Here is an 18,086-nt window from a genome sequence, read left to right on the forward strand (position 1 = left end):
TTTAATTCTTTTTTAATGATAATCGATAATTTCAACATTTGAAGCATTTCCATTTTCCCAAACAAAAATTATGCGCCATTGATTGTTAATTCGGATGCTGTAAAAATCCTTTAAATTACCGCTTAATTTTTCAAGACGGTTAGAAGGTGGAATTCTTAAATCGGTTAAATTTTGAGAGTTATGAAGCATTCTAAGTTTTCTTCTGCCAATTTGCTGTATTTCAATTGAAGGTTTTTTGACAACAACACCATTCCAAATTTTTTCAGTTTCTTTCGATCCAAATGAGATTATCATACCTTTCGCATTACTAACGTCAAAAGTAAGTAAAAAAAATTATTATATACGGTTAAAAGCGACTATTTTTGCACCACAACATAAATACAACTAAACATGACAATTTTATTATTGGGATCAGGCGGAAGAGAACATGCTTTTGCGTGGAAAATGATTCAGAGTCCGCTTTGCGAAAAACTTTTTGTTGCACCGGGAAATGCAGGAACAGCTGCAATTGCTGAAAATGTAGCAATTGCTCCAACCGATTTTGAAGCCGTAAAAGCATTAGTGCTTAAAGAAAATATAAGCTTAGTAGTCGTAGGGCCAGAAGATCCGTTGGTAAAAGGTATTTATGATTATTTTAAAAATGACGAAAGTTTAAAAAATATCCCGGTAATTGGACCGTCAAAATTAGGAGCGCAGTTAGAAGGAAGTAAAGAATTTGCAAAAGAATTCTTGATGAAACATAATATCCCAACTGCAGCTTACGATAGTTTTACTGCAGAAACGGTTGAAGAAGGATGTAAATTCCTGGAAACATTGCAGCCTCCATATGTTTTAAAAGCAGATGGTTTAGCAGCTGGAAAAGGAGTTTTGATTATTCAGGATCTTGAAGAAGCAAAAACAGAGCTTAGAAATATGCTGGTTCACTCAAAATTTGGAGCAGCAAGTTCTAAAGTGGTTATCGAAGAATTTTTGGACGGAATCGAATTAAGCTGTTTTGTTTTAACTGACGGGAAAAGCTATAAAATTCTTCCAACTGCAAAAGATTACAAAAGAATTGGCGAAGGCGATACAGGTTTAAATACAGGCGGAATGGGAGCCGTTTCTCCAGTTCCTTATGTTGATGCTGTTTTGATGGAAAAAATTGAAACACGTATCGTAAAACCAACAATTGAAGGTTTTCAAAAAGACGGAATCGAATATAAAGGATTTGTATTTATTGGTTTGATTAATGTAAAAAATGAACCAATTGTTATTGAATACAACGTAAGAATGGGAGATCCTGAAACTGAAGTTGTAGTTCCTAGATTAGAATCTGATTTAGTTGAATTGTTCCTTTCGGTTGCGAATCAAAAATTAGATGAATTCGAATTAAAAATTGATCCAAGAAGTGCCACTACAATTATGGTAGTTTCTGGCGGATATCCTGAAGATTTCGAAAAAGGAAAAGTTATTACAGGTTTAGAAAATATTACCGATTCGATAGTTTTTCACGCCGGAACAAAATTAGATGGCGAAAATGTCGTTAGTAATGGAGGACGTGTTTTGACTGTAACATCATACGGAGATGATTTTCAACAGGCCATAAAAAAATCTTACCAAAACATAGATAAACTAAATTTTGATAAGATGTATTTTAGAAAAGATATCGGCTTCGACTTACTTTAAGAAAGAGTGAGCTGTAGTATCTTGGTTTTCAGTTCCGGCGTCATCAAAAATGCGTAATTGTTTAATCCAATAAACGATTGCGCATGCGCAGATGATCATAAAAATCCAGTTGATCGTGTTTGCACCAAACCATGTAACTAATTCCAAACGACGTAAAAAGTCAAGAGGAGCAAACAAAATGTTAACGAATAAGTATTGTATTCCTTCAAAAAAAGCTGTCATAATTTTATTAAATTATAGATTATTATTGTTTTTAACGCATTGAAGTAAAATTCAAACTAGAATCTTTTTTCAACTTGTTGGTTTCCTTTTTAAACAAGTATTATATTTACAATCACAAAAGTATAAAATATCCTTATGATAACAAGTGTTTTTAAAAAATCTACGCCATTAAATTATTCCTTGGTTGTAATTTTGATACTGGTTTTCTTTTTTATGTTTCAAATTCGGGAAACGGCTTGGATAAATTCTTATTTTACGATATTTCAAAAAATAAGTTTATTGTGCTTTATTTTTGCTTCTTTTTTTATGGTAAATTTTATCGTAAAGAAGAACGGACTCAGTAAAGACAACGGCTACGCAATATTTTTCTATTTATTATTTATATTATTTTTCCCCACGATATTCAATAATTCAAATGTAGTTTACGCCAACTTTTTTATTTTATTGGCGTTGCGAAGATTGATCTCGCTGCAATCTTTAAAAGCATCAAAAGAAAAAATATTCGATGCTTCATTTTGGATTTTTGTAGCTTCTTTATTTCAATTTTGGAGTATTCTTTTTTTAATTCTGGTTTTTATATCCATTGTTTTTCACGTTTCGAGAGATTATAGAAACTGGGTTTTGCCATTTATAGCCCTTTTGGCAGTAGCGATAATTTTTTTAATGATATCGTTAATGTTTCATATTGATACTGTGAAATTCTTTTATGACCGTGCAGTAATCGATTTTAGTATAAATTATTTTAAGGATAATTACGAAAATGGTGCACTTTCCATATATGCGGCTGTTGTTGTATTTTTTGTGTTTTCAATGTTAACTACACTATCGAACCGTCCGCAAATTGTACATACTTCTTATAAAAAAGTAGTAGCCTGCTTTTTTATCGCAGTTCTTGTATACATTATTTCACCAGATAAAAGCAATGATTTATTATTGTTTAGTATAGCGCCATTAGCCATAATGGCCGCAAGTCATGTTGAATATATGCAGCAAAAACTAAATAACGAAATTGTATTTTATATACTGATTTTGTGCAGCTTATTTACTTTTTTCTCTCAATTATAATTTGCTTCCATAAGCAAGATCACCGGCATCGCCAAGACCAGGAACAATGTAGTTTTTCTCATTAAGTTTTTCGTCTAAAGATGCCACCCACAAATGACAATTTTCAGGAAGATTTTCCTCAAGATGCGCAATTCCTTCCGGAGCCGCAATAACTACTACAATATGAAATTCTGTTGGAGCTGCGTTTTCAATCAATTTTTTGTGAACCGCCACAATAGATTGTCCCGTTGCCAGCATTGGATCCAGAAGCAAAACGGTTTTATTATTTAAATTTGAAATTGCCTGATATTCAACCAGAATTTCAAACTCATCATCTCCATTTGGATGATGTCTGCAAGCCGAAACAAAGCTGTTTTCGGCATGATCGAAATAATTTAAAAAGCCATTATGAAGCGGCAATCCGGCTCTCAAAATTGGACATAAAACCAAATCAGTATCTATTTCAGTTGTTTTTTTTATGCCAAGCGGTGTTTGGATTTTAACCTCTTTATAAGGTAAAATTTTGCTTAACTCATAAGCCATAATTTCTCCAATGCGTTCAATATTTCTTCTAAAACGCATACTGTCGTTCTGAATATTTACATTTCTAATTTGTCCTAAGAAATGATTTAAAACGCTGTTGTTTTCAGATATATAATGAATTTTCATAATGAAATTGTAATTTATTTAAGAATAAAAATATAAAACGAAAAATAATTTCTTTTCTTCGCAGCATAAAAGTATAAAAAGTATCTTTGTATCTCTAAAAAATAAAGACATGTTTTCAAAATTAGCATATTCGGTTTTCGAACAAAGCATCAAAGATTATCATCAATTTGATAATGTTGACCAGCCAATTAACAATCCATATCCAAAAGATAAATTCGAACATTTGTTATATCTAAAAAACTGGATTGATACTGTTCAATGGCATTTTGAAGATATTATTCGTGATCCGCAAATTGATCCTGTAGCGGCTTTGACTTTAAAAAGAAGAATTGATGCCTCAAATCAGGAACGTACTGATATGGTTGAATATATCGACAGTTACTTTTTACAAAAATACAGCAGTGTACAAGCAAAAGACGGAGCAAAAATCAACTCTGAAAGTCCAGCGTGGGCATTTGACAGATTGTCAATTTTGGCATTGAAAATTTATCATATGAATGAAGAAGCTACTCGTGAAGAAGCAACTCAGGAACACAGAGATAAATGTCAGGAAAAATTAAACATTCTTTTAGAGCAAAGAACAGATTTATCTACAGCAATTGAAGAATTATTGACTGATATCGAAAGTGGAGAAAAATTTATGAAAGTGTACAAACAAATGAAAATGTACAACGATGATGATTTGAACCCAGTTTTATATCAAAATAAAAAATAATTTGGCAGAGTTGTCTAACAGCCAGATTAAACATATAGCCGTCATGAGACTTTCCGCAATGGGAGATGTCGCCATGACGGTTCCTGTTTTACGCGCTTTTGTAAAGCAATATCCAACGGTAAAACTGACCGTTATTTCTCGTCCTTTTTTTAAGCCTTTTTTTGACGGAATCCCAAATCTTGAGTTTTTTGCTTTTGATGAAAAAGAAAGACACAAAGGGTTTCCGGGACTTTTACGTTTATATAAAGACGTAAAAAAACTCAAAATTGATGCTTTTGCAGATCTTCATAATGTTTTAAGGTCTAAAGTGGTGAGTTTACTTTTCGCTTTAAGCGGAAAAAAAAGAGCAACGGTAGATAAAGGCCGAGAAGAAAAAAAAGAATTGACAAGAGCTGAAAACAAGATTTTCAAGCAATTGCCAACAATGTTCGAAAGACACGTAAAAGTGTTTGAAGAGCTAGGTTTTCCTATAAATTTATCAAATCCAGAGTTTCCTAAAAAGGCGATTTTTGGTGCAGAAATAACAGATCTTGTTGGAGAAAGTTATGAAAAACTGATTGGAATTGCTCCTTTTGCGCAATATGATTCTAAAGTTTATCCTTTAGATTTAATAAAGGAAGTAATAACAAAACTGGCTGAAAATAAAGATCGTACGATTTTACTTTTTGGAGGAGGAAAAAAAGAAATTGAAATTTTGAATTCACTTTCAGAACCTTTTAAAAATGTAATAAATGTTGCCGGAAAAATTAAGTTTCAGCAGGAATTAAAATTAATCAGCAATCTGGATGTCATGCTTTCTATGGATTCCGGAAATGCTCATATTGCAGCAATGCTGGGTGTAAAAGTTATTACGCTTTGGGGCGCAACGCATCCGTACGCAGGATTTTTGCCGTTTAATCAAAGTTTAGAAAACGCTTTAACATCAGACAGAAATCAATATCCAAAACTGCCAACATCAGTTTATGGCAATAAAATTGTTGAAGGCTATGACGATGCTATGAGGACAATTTTACCACAACAAGTTATTGATAAAGTTGTAGATCAACTTTGATAGAAGATAGAAAAATAGGCTAAAAGGACAGCAGCTTTTTTGTAAGCGTTGGAGAAGGAAAATATTTATATCAAAGAGTGAATGTATATAATATTAAAGCTCCGGCAGAGTGACATATTTTTTATAATATATGTTACTCCGCTGGAGCTTTTTTCATTTTTGAAATTCTATAAATATCTATCCAGCAGGATATTTGTCGATAGTAATCTTAAGCAATATTTTTGTTTAAATCATATCTTTCGTTAGAATCGAGTAAAGAATATCCTATTGTTTTTTTTCTTTTTTTGTTTACTATAATGGTGACAAAGTTATTTTTGTCTTCTGTTGACAATAGAATATGTTCAAATTTTTCTGATGAATCTCTGTAAATTTTATAAATTAACTCATGATCTTTAATCTTTTTAGATAAAATTTTGGCCGATTTAAGTTTGCTTACATAAGGCCAAATATTAAAAATATTTGAATCTGTCTTTTTTACTTCTACCATTTTTTCCGTGATAGTTGAATTGTATTTTTCTCTTTTGAGTAACTTGGGACCTTTTTTATTTTTCATTTTTATAATAACCGCCAGAACGCAAAGCGAAGCAGTTACAACCAACATAATAAATAGATATAGATGAAAGTGGTGTACGTGAGCTGTCATGATATTTAATGTTTTAAATGTTTTGACAAATTTGATTTAATTATACAAATTCTCAGGTTGAGATTGTCATAATTATGATCCTAATTTAATAAAAATTCGGTAATATTTTGACAAAATTTTGCTTTTATTTCAATTACAGCCAAATCTTCTCATCCCTGCATCTGCTGTAAATATAATTTTTAAGATTCGAAATCGTAGTTTCGTAATCAGGAGCTTCATAACCAAATCTTTCATGCTCCATTTGTTCTTTTTCAATGGCATTGCATCCTTTTATAACTTCTTTGAGCATGTCGATCATAGCGAGTTCTTTATTGCTGGTTTTGTGAAATTTAAATTCTACAATTTCGTCTTGCAGTTCTTCGCAATAATCAATAAGTTTAATAATCTCTGGTTCGTCTAGAAGATATTCTTTATTTTTAAAAATTTCTCGTACAGATCTCATATTCAATTGTTAAATGCCTTCCCTAAGTCTCGCGACCAATCGTCTTTTTGTCAAATTTAAGCTTTGATCCAGATTAGAAAATAACGCAATTAAACAAAAAAAAATCCAAATGCCAACCGTAAGTTGGAATTTGGATTTTTTATATTTTAGAATTTAATAGAGACTATACGTCGTCGTAATCAACATAAATAGTTTCAGATGTTGGATGCGCCTGACAAGTTAAAATTAAACCTTCTGCAATTTCGCTGTCTGTTAAAATAGAATTTTTTGTCATTTCAGCAGAACCTGCCGTTACACGTCCTAAACAGCTGCTGCAAATACCACCTTGGCAAGAGTATGGAGCATCGACACCTTGTTTTAAAGCGGCATCAAGAATGGTTTGTTTTTTAGACATTTCAAAAGTAGTTTCTTCATCGTCAACCAAAACTGTGATTTTAGTATGTCCTTCCTGAGAACCTTGAATCATATTTTCTTCAGAAGAAGCAGTAAAAAACTCAAACTTAATAGCAGATTCTTTTACATTTTTCTCTTTTAAAACATTAGAAACGGTATTGATCATTTCTTCAGGTCCGCACAAATAAAATTTGTCAAATTCAAGCTCTTTGTGTTTGTTATTTAATACAAAATTTACGGTCGATTTCTCGATTCTTCCAAACAATGCATTTTCAACTTTTGCCTGACTGTACACATAATGCACGAATAAACGACCTACATATTGCAATTGTAAATCGTGTAATTCCTGGTGAAAAATAGTTTCTTCGGGAGTTCTGTTCCCGTAAACCAACACAAATGAACTTTTTGGCTCATTTTTTAAAACCGACTTTATAATAGATAAAACTGGAGTAATTCCGCTTCCGGCAACAAAAGCTGCGTAATTTTTTTGTCTTTCAGCATCCGGTTCAAAAGTAAATTTTCCTTCCGGCTGACCCACTTCAAGAACGTCTCCTGCTTTTAGCTTTGTATTCGCAAACTGAGAAAACAAACCGCTTTTTACGGCCTTAACCGCAATTCGCAATTCACCGCTTTCTGGTGCAGAACAAATAGAGTAAGCACGACGAATTTCTTGATTGTCAAGAGTTAATTTTAAATTTATGTATTGTCCGGCTATAAATTTATAGTCCTGTTTAAGTTCTTCTGGAACATTAAAAAGTACAGAAACCGCATCGGCAGTTTCACGTTTTACCTCTTTAATTATAAGTTTTAAGAATGAAGGCATGATTTAATTTTTTTGCAAAAGTAGCAAACCATAAGTAATTGACACTTACTAAAATATTTTTTTTAACTTTTTTTGTAACGTTTTCCTACATTTGATCTCTTACTACAAAAATCAAAACCAATTAACCATGATTAAAAAGTTTATTTATCTCGAATGGAAAGCCTTTATCAGGTCGGCATCATTTGGTAAAAACCTGGCAATGAAAATTTTACTTGGGTTTTTAATGATCTATTTTTCATTAATTTTTATAGGAATGGGCGTTGGGGCATTTTACATTCTTCAAGAAATGCACCTTGAACCATTTGTAAACGTAAACAAGTTTTTGATTTATTACTTTCTTCTTGATTTAGTAATTCGTTTGCTGCTGCAATCAATTCCCGTTTTAAATATCAAACCGTTATTGGTTTTGCCTTTTAAAAAACCCGTAATTGTTCATTTTTCATTGGGCAAAACTGTTTTGTCTTTTTTTAATTGGGTTCATACCTTATTTTTTGTTCCGTTTTCAGTTGTTTTGGCAATAGAAGGATATAACATAACAGGTATTATTTTCTGGAACTTGGCAATGTTTTCGTTTATATACATCAACAATTTTTTAAATATTATTTTAAGTAATATCGATAAATTATTTATTGTTTTTGTTGGATTGATTCTTGTTTTGGGCGGAGCGCAATATTACAAATGGTTTGATATTACAACTTTTACAACTCACTTTTTTCTAGGGTTTTATGCTAAAAAAGGACAATTTTTAATTCCCGTTTTAGTATTGGTGGGTTTATATATTTTTAGTTTTAAATTCCTCAAAAAAAATCTCTATCTAGACGCAGGACTTTCTGTAAAAGAAGATGTTGCTGAGACAGAAAATCTTTCGTGGCTGAATCAATTTGGAACTTTGGGAACTTTTCTGAAAAACGATATTAAACTTATCAAAAGAAACAAAAGGTCGAAAACAACTATTTTTATGAGCTTTTTATTTTTGTTCTACGGATTTTTATTTTTTTCCGGAGGGATTGAAACCTACGACAAACCAGTAATGCATCTTTTAGCGGGAATTTTTGTTTCGGGCGGATTTTTATTTGTCTTTGGACAATTTGTACCCAGCTGGGATAGTGCGTATTATCAATTAATGATGACACAAAATATTCCGTATCGCGGTTATATTATGGCAAAATGGTGGCTTATTGTTATTGCCACAATTATTTCTACAATTCTGGCTTCGTTTTATATTTATTTTGGATGGTATGTTTATTTAACGATTGTTGTTGCGGCAATTTATAATATTGGAGTCAATTCACATTTAGTATTATTGGGAGGCGCATTTACTAAAACCCCAATTGATTTAAGTAATGCCGGCGGTGCTTTTGGAGATAAAAAAGCGTTTAATGTAAGTGCAATGCTGTTAACGCTTCCTAAAATTTTACTGCCTTTGGGACTTTATGGAGCAGGAATTTATTTTGATAATAAAAACCTCGGATTAGCATTAGTTGCCGGAGCGGGCGTTTTAGGTTTTATTTTTAAAGACAAGGTTTTTTCTTTAATCGAAAAAAGATATAAAATCGAAAAGTACAGTACAATAAATGCTTATAAACAAAAGAGTTAATTTAGAGAATATGTCAATTTGATAATGAGATAATTTTATCAGATATAAATCTAAAATCAACAATCCAAAATCTAAAATTACAATGATACAAGTAAATCAACTTTCAAAAAAATATAACGATACTGCAGTTTTAAACATTCATAATCTTGAAATTCCAAAGGGACAAAGCTTTGGTTTGGTTGGTAACAACGGAGCAGGTAAAACTACTTTTTTTAGTTTACTTTTAGACTTGATTCAGCCTTCAACAGGATATATAAAAAACAATGATATTCAGGTAAATACAAGTGAAAACTGGAAATCTTTTACGGGTTCTTTTTTAGATGAAAGTTTCCTTATTGGCTACCTGACTCCCGAAGAATATTTTTATTTCATTGGAGATCTTCGCCATCAAAACAAAGCCGATATTGATGCATTGTTAGCTAAACATGAAGAATTTTTTAATGGAGAAATATTAAACAACAAAAAATACCTTCGAGATTTATCAAAAGGAAACCAGAAAAAAGTGGGGATAATTGCAACCTTAATAGGTAATCCTGAAGTTGTAATTTTAGATGAACCTTTTGCAAATTTAGACCCGACAACGGTAAGTCGTTTAAAGAAAATTATCAATGAATTAGCCGAAGATCCAAACGTAACTGTTTTGGTTTCAAGCCACGATTTACAACACACGGTTGAAGTTTGTGATCGAATTGTTGCACTTAACAAAGGCGAAATCGTAAAAGACATTCAAACTTCAAAAGAAACCTTACAGGAACTCGAATCGTTTTTTGCGGTTTAAGTTTCTATATTTCAAAAAGAAGCGTATTTTTACCCGTCTTTATACTAAAAATGCTTTTTAGTAGTTAATGCTTTAAAATCAGTTCTATTGAAAAAGAATACTCTTAAATATAGTTTTTTTCTTATCTTTTTTCTCTTTTTGATAGCATGTTCTACCAAGAATAACACTTTTGTCAACAGAAACTCCCACGCTTTGAGTACAAAATACAACATCTTGTACAACGGCGGACTTGGTCTTGAAAAAGGTTTACAATCTATTAAGGCCAATGATCAGGATAATTTCTGGAATCTGCTTCCTATTGAAAAAATGCAGTTTGATGAAAATTTCTCTGAAGGAGAAAAAACAAAAAATCCTGATTTCGAAAAAGCAGAAACAAAAGCTACAAAAGCAATTCAGAAGCATTCCATGAATATTGGCGGCAGAGAAAGAAACTACCAAATTGACGAAGCCTATTTAATGCTTGGAAAAGCAAGATATTACGATCAGCGTTTTATTCCGGCTATTGAAGCTTTTAATTACATTCTTTACAAATACCCAAACAGCAGTAATATTTATACAGCAAAAATCTGGCGCGAAAAAACCAATATGCGTTTAGGAAATGATGCCATTGTTGTAAAAAATATTAATCAGCTATTAAAAAAGACAGATTTAAACAAACAGACTTTTTCTGATGCCAATGCTTTATTGGCCGAGGCTTTTTTAAATTTAGAAGAAAGAGACAGTGCTGTTGCAAAACTTAGAATTGCCGAAGAATTTTCGAGAATAAATGAAGATCGCGCCAGATACAAGTTTATTTTGGGACAGATGTATCAGGAAGTTGGAAATAAAGACAGCGCCGCATTTTATTATGACGGTGTAATTGATATGAACCGCAAAGCCGATCGAAAATACATGATGCACGCTTACGCGAAAAAAGCACAGATGTATGATTATGAAAACGGTAACGATACTATTTTTCTAAAAACATATAATAAATTGGTGGCAGATCGTGAAAACCGACCTTATTATGATGTACTTTTTTATGAAATGGGAGTTTTTTATGATAAAAAGAAAGACAAGGAAAATGCACTGAAATTTTACAATAAATCTTTAGGCAGAAAATCTAAAGATCCATACTTGATGGCATCGGCATATCGAAATATTGGAAATATGTATTTTAAAAATACAGATTACACAATGGCTGCCAAATATTATGACAGTACATTGACAAAACTAAATCCCAAAACCAGAGAATTTGCTTTTATAGAAAAAAACAGAAAAAATCTTGACAACGTAATTAAATACGAAGGCATTGCAAAACGCAACGACAGTATTATAAAAGTTTACGGACTGCCAGATTCTGAAAGAAAAATTTATTTTGAAAGTTATATCGCAGAACTTAAAAAGAAAGATGAAGCAAAACGAATTCTGGAAGAAAAGGAAAAAGAAAAGTTAGCGAACATAGAACGAAACAACAGCGCATCGAATGCACCAACTGCGGTTAATCCAAATTCATTAGGAAAAGCAGTTGATATGGAATCTGATGGAATTAGGCCACCTTCTGGAAATGATGCTGTGGCAAGTACTTTTTATTTCTATAACCCAACAACTGTGGCTTATGGAAAATTACAATTCAAGAAAATGTGGGGTAACCGCACTATTGGCGGAAACTGGAGATTATCGGCAATAAAAGCAGCAAACGATGCAGCGATGCTCAATGACAGTATAAACGAAGCAGATGCAAATAAACTAAAAGATACCATTGTAATTGAAAAATATACCACTGCTTTTTACGAAAAACAACTTCCAAAAACACAAATTGCTGTAGACAGCATTGGTAAAGAACGCAATTTTGCCTACTATCAGTTAGGACTTATATATAAGGAGAAATTTAAAGAATATACTTTGGCCAGCAATAAACTGGAACAGTTGTTACGCAACAATCCGGAAGAAAAGCTTATTTTGCCTTCAATGTATAATTTGTATAAAATTTACCAAATTACGGATCCTGCTAAGGCCGAAAAAATAAAATCAGACATTTCGAATAATTATCCAGGTTCAAGATATGCTCAGATTTTAAATAATACGAATTCAGACGATATACCATCGCCGGAAAAAGAATATCAAAAATGGTATAAACTTTTTCAGGAAGAGAAATTCGATGTTGTCTTAGATAATATTGACAATTTGATCAATCAATATTCTGGAGACGAAATTGTTTCTAAGTTTGAATTACTGAAAGCAAACACATTAGGAAAAGTAAACGGATTAGAAGCTTATAAAAAAGGATTGGAAAATGTGGCAGATAATTACCCAAACAGTGATGAAGGTAAAAATGCCAGAGAACTTCTTGAAAAACAAGTTCCAACTTTAGAGAGATTAAATTTTACAACAGAAGATAATAAAAACTGGAAAATTTTATATTTAATTTCTAATAACGATACCAAAACGCTTAAACAAATTGAAGAAGCTATCAGAGTATTTTTGCTAGTCGAAAATTTCGAAAGATTAACGACTTCATTTGATAAATATAACAGAACACAAAGCTTTGTAGCTATTCATGGTTTAAAATCTGAGGCTTATGCCCAAGATGTTGCAGGAGTTTTTAGAGATGACAAAAAATATAAAATTACACATCCGGCAATTATTATATCTACTGATAATTACAAAGTGGTTCAAATTAAGAAAAACCTCGAAGCCTATCTGACCCCAAAAAACCCATAATATAATGTTTGACAAAGTGAAAAAAAACGGAACAGAACTTTTAGGAAAAACAAACCGAATTGTTGAAGGAACTTCTATTGTAGGAGACATAGTCTCAAAAGCAGATTTTAGATTAGATGGCGAATTAATTGGAAATTTTACATCACAAGGAAAATTAGTTATTGGCGCAACAGGCGTTATAAAGGGAGAAATCATTTGTAACAATGCCGATATTGAAGGAGAATTTCATGGAAAAATAAAAGTTCTTGAAATCCTTAATATTAAAGCAACAGCAAAAATTCATGGCGAAGTTGCCGTTGGAAAACTTTCTATAGAACCAGGAGCAGAGTTTACAGCAACATGTACCATGCTTTCTCATTCAAATACAGTAATTATGTTAGAAGATGGAAAAGGAACCGAATAATAACAGAAGAAATAAATGGCTGGCCCTCATAAACATTCCTTTTCAAATGGGGGTCATTATTTTTCTTTTCTCTTATTTCGGAACCTGGCTCGACGAAAATCATCCAAGTCCTAAAGTGTATTACAATACTATTTTTGTAATGCTTGGAGTGGGTCTTGCTTTATATAATGTCATTAGACAGGTTAATGACATTAACAAAACAAAGTAATTTTATCCTTTATAGCGGCTTTAGATAAAAGTTGCATCTTTGCATAAAATTATTTCAAATGCTTTTAAAAAATTACAAACCTGTTTTTCATTTATTTTTATTTAGTGCTGTTGCATGTATACTGCATAAAGCAGCTTTCTGTTTTTTAGAAATTGATGTTCAGAAATTCCATTACAGTATAGAATTTTTGTATTTAATTTTTTTCGGAATATCTGCTTTATTATACCTTATATTATTAATAGTAAAAAAGAAGAATTTTCAAATAGTTGGAATGGTTTTCTTATTTGGAACTTTTACACAAATGCTGTTAGGATATTTAATTTTGCAGCCAATTTTAGAAATTAAATCCGAAACAGTCAATATTGAAAAAGTCAGTTTTTTTATAACATTTATTTTGTTTTTGTTATTTGAGACGCTTTTAACTGTCCGATTATTAAATGAAAAGCGTTAAAATCACGAATATGTAAAACAAGGTTCAAAAATAATTTTTCATATCCTTTTGAATATTAATAAAAAATGTACCTTTGCACCAAATTTTAGAAACGTAAAAAAATAAGATTTTCCACGATATGGTGATTTCAAACAAACCGCTCAGCTTTATTCTTGCCGCTTTTGTAGCTTCTCTACCAATTATGGGTTTTGCAAATCCAGAGAATGACTCAACGCATGTTCAAACTGAAACAGCTCATGAAGAGAAAGTAGTTTCACATAATGCCCATGAGGAAGGAGAGCATGCAGCTCTTGACCCTAAAGCAAAAGTGGATGCTTTTATTGATCATCACTTACAAGATTCTCATGACTTTGTTTTCTTTTCAGATGAAAAAGAAAATAAACACTACGGTTTTTCATTACCAGTTATACTTATAGATGGTGGATTGAAAATTTTCTCATCTTCAAAATTACACCACGGAGAAGAAGTGGCAGAAGTTGATGGAAATTTTTACAAACTAGTTCACGGTAAAATTTATAAGACAGATGCAGCCGGGACAATTAACCTGGACGAACACGGTCATCCTTCAAACGTAAAACCGTTAGATTTTTCGATTACAAAAAATGTTGTATCAATGCTTTTTGTTTCAGTATTATTATTTTTAATGTTTACTGGTTTAGCAAGATCATATAAAAAAGGACCGATCCCAACAGGATTTGGAAGAATTTTAGAACCGCTTATTATTTTTATCAGAGACGAAATTGCAGTTCCTAATATTGGAGAGAAAAAATACCGTAAATATATGGGTTACCTGTTAACTGTATTTTTCTTTGTATGGTTGTTAAACTTATTAGGTATGACGCCTCTTGGAATTAACGTTACAGGAAATATTGCTATCACAGTTTGTTTAGCAGCATTTACCTTTATTATTACACAATTTAGTGCAAACAAAGATTATTGGGGACACATTTTCTGGATGCCTGGAGTACCGGTTCCAATGAAAATCATTTTAGCTCCAATTGAAGTTTTAGGAACACTAACAAAACCATTTGCATTATTAATTCGTTTGTATGCAAATATTACTGCAGGTCACGTAGTAATTATGAGTTTGATCGCTATGATTTTTGTGGGTAAAAATTTAGCAGCAGATTTGCCAATCTCATTAGGTTTAACATTGTTTATCTCTGTTATTGAAGTTTTAGTTGCATTTTTACAGGCGTTTATCTTCACGATGTTATCATCATTATTTATTGGTATGGCTGTTCAGGATCATGATCATGCTCACCACCACGAAGACGAAACAGCAATTATTTAATTTAGAAGTTTAATTTTATATATATAAATACTTATGGGAACAATTCCAACTTTAGTAGGTGCAGGTTTAGTAGTGATCGGTGCAGGTTTAGGTTTAGGTAAAATCGGTGGATCTGCTATGGACGCTATTGCTCGTCAACCAGAAGCTGCTGGTAAAATTCAAACTGCGATGATTATTATCGCGGCTTTATTAGAAGGTTTAGCATTTGCTGCTTTAATCTTAGGAAAATAATAAAGAGAAAAATAACGACATCTTTAACGGTTGGTTAAAGGTGTTGTTACTTTTAAAAAAGAAATTAAATATTTAATATAGTTATAAAATGGATAAGTTAATTAACGATTTTTCATTCGGATTATTCTTTTGGCAAGCTTTAATCTTGTTAGTATTAATTTTACTTTTGGTGAAATTTGCATGGAAACCAATTATGGAATCTATTACTGCAAGAGAAGAAGGTATTAAAAATGCATTACTTTCTGCTGAAAATGCAAAGAGAGAAATGGAAAATTTACAAGCTGACAATCAAAGAATTTTGAATGAAGCTCGTGCAGAACGTGACGCGATGTTGAAAGAAGCTCGCGAAATGAAAGAGAAAATGATTGCTGATTCTAAAAACGAAGCACAAGAAGCTGGTCAAAAAATGATTGAACAGGCAAAAGCGGCTATCGAAAGTGAAAAAAATGCTGCAATGGCAGAATTGAAATCTCAAGTTTCAACTTTATCATTAAGCATTGCTGAAAAATTATTGAAAGAAGAATTATCTAACAAAGAATCTCAAACTAAATTAGTTGAGAAAATGTTGGGTGACGTAAAGTTAAACTAAGATTATGGCAAGTACAAGAGCAGCAATTCGTTATGCAAAAGCAATTCTAGACTTAGCAAACTCTAAAGGTGTTGCCGAAGCTGTCAATAACGATATGAAATCAATTGCATCTGCAATTGAAAATAATATAGAATTGAGTACATTTATTCAAAACCCAACTGCAAAAGTTGAAGTTAAAGAAAGTGCTCTTTTAGAAGTTTTCGCAGATGTAAATGGTGTGACTAAAGGTTTATTCCATTTATTATTTGAAAACAAAAGATTTGAAATTCTAGATGCAATTGCAATAGAATACAATAAATTATTTGATGAAAATAATGGTGTTGAAGTAGCAAAAGTTACTACAGCGATTCCTATGGATGCTGCTTTAGAAGCTAAAGTTTTAGCAAAAGTTGCAACTTTATCAGATAAAAAAATTACAATTGAAAATATAGTAGATCCTTCAATAATTGGCGGATTTATTTTGAGAATAGGAGATAATCAATACAATGCTTCTGTTGCAAACAGATTACAGGTATTAAAAAGAGAGTTAAGTAATTAGTTTTATTACACATAAAAGTGTCTAAATTATAAATTAAGATGGCGGAAATCAAACCTGCTGAAATTTCAGCAATATTAAGAAAGCAAGTAGAAGGTTTTGAATCTGGTGCTACGCTAGAGGAAGTAGGAACAGTACTTCAAGTTGGAGATGGTATTGCTCGTGTTTACGGGCTATCTAATGTTCAATATGGTGAGTTAGTAGAATTTGATAACGGTATGGAAGGTATCGTATTGAATCTTGAAGAGGATAATGTTGGGGTTGTACTTTTAGGACCATCAACAGGAATCAAAGAAGGATCTACTGCAAAAAGAACTCAACGTATTGCTTCTCTTAAAGTAGGTGAGCAAATGGTAGGACGTGTAGTTAACACTCTTGGTTTTCCAATTGACGGAAAAGGACCAATTGGCGGGGACTTATATGAAATGCCTTTAGAAAGAAAAGCACCTGGTGTTGTATTTCGTCAGCCAGTAACTGAGCCATTACAAACAGGAGTAAAAGCAGTTGATGCTATGATCCCGGTAGGTCGTGGACAACGTGAGCTTGTAATTGGTGACCGTCAAACAGGTAAATCAACTGTTTGTATAGATACAATCTTAAATCAAAAAGAATTTTATGATGCAGGAAAACCTGTATTCTGTATATATGTTGCAATTGGACAAAAAGCTTCAACTGTAGCAGGAATCGCAAAAATGTTAGAAGAAAAAGGAGCAATGGCTTATACAGTTATCGTTGCTGCAAATGCTTCTGACCCAGCTCCAATGCAAGTTTATGCTCCTTTCGCAGGTGCTGCAATTGGAGAATACTTTAGAGATTCAGGTCGTCCGGCACTTATCGTTTATGATGACTTATCTAAACAAGCTGTTGCTTACCGTGAGGTTTCTCTTTTATTAAGAAGACCACCGGGACGTGAGGCTTACCCTGGAGACGTTTTCTACTTACACTCTCGTTTATTAGAACGTGCTTGTAAAGTAATTGCTGATGATGGAATTGCTAAAAATATGAACGATTTACCAGATTCTATTAAGTCTATCGTAAAAGGTGGTGGTTCATTAACTGCTTTACCAATTATTGAAACTCAGGCTGGTGACGTTTCTGCATATATTCCAACAAACGTAATTTCTATTACAGATGGTCAGATTTTCCTTGATGGAGATTTGTTCAACTCTGGAGTTCGTCCTGCTATTAACGTAGGTATCTCTGTATCTCGTGTTGGAGGTAATGCACAGATTAAATCAATGAAAAAAGTTTCGGGAACTTTAAAATTAGACCAAGCTCAATTCCGTGAATTAGAAGCTTTCGCTAAATTTGGTTCTGACTTAGATTCAGTTACTTTAAACGTAATTGAAAAAGGAAAAAGAAACGTTGAAATCTTAAAACAAGGTTTAAATGATCCTTATACAGTTGAAAACCAAGTAGCTATTATCTACGCTGGTTCTAAAAACTTATTAAGAAACGTTCCTGTAAATAAAGTAAAAGAATTTGAAGCTGATTTCTTAGCTTACTTAAACAGTAAACATAAAGATACGCTTAACGCGTTGAAAGCTGGTAAATTAGATGACAGCATTACTGATGTTATCGAAAAAGCAGCAAAAGAAATTTCAGCAAAATATAACTAATTAGATAATTG

Annotated in this window: 20 protein-coding genes; 14 read left to right on the plus strand and 6 right to left on the minus strand. The window is 32.2% G+C overall.

Annotated elements, in window-relative coordinates; all coding sequences use genetic code 11:
- Nucleotides 1-12: 12 nt before the first annotated feature.
- Nucleotides 13-294 carry a type II toxin-antitoxin system RelE/ParE family toxin gene (locus tag L1276_RS07670; protein ID WP_053473001.1) on the minus strand — a complete coding sequence of 94 codons (282 nt, stop codon included), beginning with the start codon at nt 292-294 and terminating at the stop codon, nt 13-15.
- Between the two features lie 96 nt (nt 295-390).
- Here L1276_RS07670 and purD point away from each other — a divergent pair, with 96 nt between their 5' ends.
- The gene (gene purD / locus L1276_RS07675) at nt 391-1,665 is read left to right on the plus strand and encodes a phosphoribosylamine--glycine ligase (protein WP_253786521.1); all 1,275 of its coding nucleotides are present in this window, start codon (nt 391-393) and stop codon (nt 1,663-1,665) included.
- Here purD and L1276_RS07680 read toward each other — a convergent pair.
- Nucleotides 1,657-1,887 (minus strand): hypothetical protein, encoded by a 231-nt coding sequence (locus L1276_RS07680; protein WP_042564884.1) that lies wholly within the window; start codon nt 1,885-1,887, stop codon nt 1,657-1,659. The two genes, purD and L1276_RS07680, sit on opposite strands and share 9 nt — an antisense overlap.
- Nucleotides 1,888-2,022: 135 nt before the next feature.
- On the opposite strand from L1276_RS07680, the gene L1276_RS07685 reads away from it, so the two are divergent.
- A complete protein-coding gene (locus L1276_RS07685) occupies nt 2,023-2,952 on the plus strand; it encodes a DUF6427 family protein (protein WP_253786523.1) in 930 nt (309 codons plus the stop codon).
- On the opposite strand, the gene upp is transcribed toward L1276_RS07685, so the two are convergent.
- On the minus strand, nt 2,947-3,600 hold the full coding sequence (gene upp, locus L1276_RS07690) for a uracil phosphoribosyltransferase (RefSeq protein WP_253786525.1): 654 nt from the start codon (nt 3,598-3,600) through the stop codon (nt 2,947-2,949). The two genes, L1276_RS07685 and upp, sit on opposite strands and share 6 nt — an antisense overlap.
- Nucleotides 3,601-3,709: 109 nt before the next feature.
- On the opposite strand from upp, the gene L1276_RS07695 reads away from it, so the two are divergent.
- The gene (locus tag L1276_RS07695; RefSeq protein ID WP_253786527.1) at nt 3,710-4,315 is read left to right on the plus strand and encodes a DUF4254 domain-containing protein; all 606 of its coding nucleotides are present in this window, start codon (nt 3,710-3,712) and stop codon (nt 4,313-4,315) included.
- Between the two features lie 43 nt (nt 4,316-4,358).
- Nucleotides 4,359-5,366, plus strand: coding sequence for a glycosyltransferase family 9 protein (locus L1276_RS07700; RefSeq protein ID WP_253786529.1), 1,008 nt, complete (start codon nt 4,359-4,361; stop codon nt 5,364-5,366).
- A 208-nt stretch (nt 5,367-5,574) separates the two neighbouring features.
- Here the strand turns inward: L1276_RS07700 and L1276_RS07705 are convergent, their stop codons facing one another.
- The 3 genes from L1276_RS07705 to L1276_RS07715 all read right to left on the minus strand — a co-directional run bounded on the left by L1276_RS07705 (nt 5,575) and on the right by L1276_RS07715 (nt 7,667).
- Nucleotides 5,575-5,919, minus strand: coding sequence for a hypothetical protein (locus tag L1276_RS07705; RefSeq protein WP_253786530.1), 345 nt, complete (start codon nt 5,917-5,919; stop codon nt 5,575-5,577).
- A 223-nt stretch (nt 5,920-6,142) separates the two neighbouring features.
- Entirely contained in the window at nt 6,143-6,451 is a 309-nt protein-coding gene (locus L1276_RS07710) for a hypothetical protein (protein WP_253786532.1), read from the minus strand.
- 163 nt (nt 6,452-6,614) lie between these two features.
- Entirely contained in the window at nt 6,615-7,667 is a 1,053-nt protein-coding gene (locus tag L1276_RS07715) for a ferredoxin--NADP reductase (protein WP_253786534.1), read from the minus strand.
- Between the two features lie 127 nt (nt 7,668-7,794).
- Between L1276_RS07715 and L1276_RS07720 the strand changes: the two genes are divergently transcribed.
- From L1276_RS07720 to atpA, 10 genes are all read left to right on the plus strand, one after another.
- Nucleotides 7,795-9,264 carry a DUF5687 family protein gene (locus L1276_RS07720; protein WP_253786536.1) on the plus strand — a complete coding sequence of 490 codons (1,470 nt, stop codon included), beginning with the start codon at nt 7,795-7,797 and terminating at the stop codon, nt 9,262-9,264.
- A gap of 82 nt (nt 9,265-9,346) precedes the next feature.
- Nucleotides 9,347-10,042: an ABC transporter ATP-binding protein gene (locus tag L1276_RS07725; protein WP_253786538.1), complete on the plus strand. Its 696-nt coding sequence runs from the start codon at nt 9,347-9,349 to the stop codon at nt 10,040-10,042.
- Nucleotides 10,043-10,129: 87 nt separating this feature from the next.
- Complete coding sequence (locus L1276_RS07730) at nt 10,130-12,745, plus strand: tetratricopeptide repeat protein (RefSeq protein WP_253786540.1); 2,616 nt, start codon at nt 10,130-10,132, stop codon at nt 12,743-12,745.
- A gap of 4 nt (nt 12,746-12,749) precedes the next feature.
- On the plus strand, nt 12,750-13,148 hold the full coding sequence (locus L1276_RS07735; protein ID WP_253786542.1) for a polymer-forming cytoskeletal protein: 399 nt from the start codon (nt 12,750-12,752) through the stop codon (nt 13,146-13,148).
- On the plus strand, nt 13,129-13,356 hold the full coding sequence (locus L1276_RS07740; protein WP_253786544.1) for an AtpZ/AtpI family protein: 228 nt from the start codon (nt 13,129-13,131) through the stop codon (nt 13,354-13,356). Before L1276_RS07735 ends, L1276_RS07740 begins: the two co-directional genes overlap by 20 nt.
- A 569-nt stretch (nt 13,357-13,925) precedes the next feature.
- Entirely contained in the window at nt 13,926-15,101 is a 1,176-nt protein-coding gene (atpB, locus tag L1276_RS07745; protein WP_253786546.1) for a F0F1 ATP synthase subunit A, read from the plus strand.
- A 33-nt stretch (nt 15,102-15,134) separates the two neighbouring features.
- Nucleotides 15,135-15,332, plus strand: coding sequence for an ATP synthase F0 subunit C (atpE, locus tag L1276_RS07750; RefSeq protein WP_008465835.1), 198 nt, complete (start codon nt 15,135-15,137; stop codon nt 15,330-15,332).
- 88 nt (nt 15,333-15,420) lie between these two features.
- Nucleotides 15,421-15,921: a F0F1 ATP synthase subunit B gene (locus L1276_RS07755; RefSeq protein ID WP_026727280.1), complete on the plus strand. Its 501-nt coding sequence runs from the start codon at nt 15,421-15,423 to the stop codon at nt 15,919-15,921.
- A 4-nt stretch (nt 15,922-15,925) separates the two neighbouring features.
- Nucleotides 15,926-16,459 carry an ATP synthase F1 subunit delta gene (gene atpH, locus L1276_RS07760; RefSeq protein ID WP_253786548.1) on the plus strand — a complete coding sequence of 178 codons (534 nt, stop codon included), beginning with the start codon at nt 15,926-15,928 and terminating at the stop codon, nt 16,457-16,459.
- 38 nt (nt 16,460-16,497) lie between these two features.
- Nucleotides 16,498-18,075: a F0F1 ATP synthase subunit alpha gene (gene atpA / locus L1276_RS07765; RefSeq protein WP_253786550.1), complete on the plus strand. Its 1,578-nt coding sequence runs from the start codon at nt 16,498-16,500 to the stop codon at nt 18,073-18,075.
- Nucleotides 18,076-18,086 lie beyond the last annotated feature (11 nt).

Source organism: Flavobacterium sp. HSC-32F16, assembly GCF_024171645.1.
In the GTDB taxonomy this organism is placed as follows: Bacteria; Bacteroidota; Bacteroidia; order Flavobacteriales; family Flavobacteriaceae; genus Flavobacterium.

Bases quoted from the DNA above. Each gene is read 5' to 3' on its own strand.
- L1276_RS07725 (WP_253786538.1), top strand. From the start codon at position 9,347: ATGATACAAGTAAATCAACTTTCAAAAAAATATAACGATACTGCAGTT.
- atpE (WP_008465835.1), top strand. From the start codon at position 15,135: ATGGGAACAATTCCAACTTTAGTAGGTGCAGGTTTAGTAGTGATCGGT.
- L1276_RS07710 (WP_253786532.1), bottom strand. From the start codon at position 6,451: ATGAGATCTGTACGAGAAATTTTTAAAAATAAAGAATATCTTCTAGAC.
- L1276_RS07755 (WP_026727280.1), top strand. From the start codon at position 15,421: ATGGATAAGTTAATTAACGATTTTTCATTCGGATTATTCTTTTGGCAA.
- atpH (WP_253786548.1), top strand. From the start codon at position 15,926: ATGGCAAGTACAAGAGCAGCAATTCGTTATGCAAAAGCAATTCTAGAC.
- L1276_RS07740 (WP_253786544.1), top strand. From the start codon at position 13,129: ATGGAAAAGGAACCGAATAATAACAGAAGAAATAAATGGCTGGCCCTC.
- L1276_RS07700 (WP_253786529.1), top strand. From the start codon at position 4,359: ATGAGACTTTCCGCAATGGGAGATGTCGCCATGACGGTTCCTGTTTTA.
- L1276_RS07705 (WP_253786530.1), bottom strand. From the start codon at position 5,919: ATGAAAAATAAAAAAGGTCCCAAGTTACTCAAAAGAGAAAAATACAAT.
- L1276_RS07680 (WP_042564884.1), bottom strand. From the start codon at position 1,887: ATGACAGCTTTTTTTGAAGGAATACAATACTTATTCGTTAACATTTTG.
- L1276_RS07715 (WP_253786534.1), bottom strand. From the start codon at position 7,667: ATGCCTTCATTCTTAAAACTTATAATTAAAGAGGTAAAACGTGAAACT.
- L1276_RS07670 (WP_053473001.1), bottom strand. From the start codon at position 294: ATGATAATCTCATTTGGATCGAAAGAAACTGAAAAAATTTGGAATGGT.
- atpB (WP_253786546.1), top strand. From the start codon at position 13,926: ATGGTGATTTCAAACAAACCGCTCAGCTTTATTCTTGCCGCTTTTGTA.
- purD (WP_253786521.1), top strand. From the start codon at position 391: ATGACAATTTTATTATTGGGATCAGGCGGAAGAGAACATGCTTTTGCG.
- upp (WP_253786525.1), bottom strand. From the start codon at position 3,600: ATGAAAATTCATTATATATCTGAAAACAACAGCGTTTTAAATCATTTC.
- L1276_RS07685 (WP_253786523.1), top strand. From the start codon at position 2,023: ATGATAACAAGTGTTTTTAAAAAATCTACGCCATTAAATTATTCCTTG.
- L1276_RS07695 (WP_253786527.1), top strand. From the start codon at position 3,710: ATGTTTTCAAAATTAGCATATTCGGTTTTCGAACAAAGCATCAAAGAT.
- L1276_RS07735 (WP_253786542.1), top strand. From the start codon at position 12,750: ATGTTTGACAAAGTGAAAAAAAACGGAACAGAACTTTTAGGAAAAACA.
- atpA (WP_253786550.1), top strand. From the start codon at position 16,498: ATGGCGGAAATCAAACCTGCTGAAATTTCAGCAATATTAAGAAAGCAA.
- L1276_RS07720 (WP_253786536.1), top strand. From the start codon at position 7,795: ATGATTAAAAAGTTTATTTATCTCGAATGGAAAGCCTTTATCAGGTCG.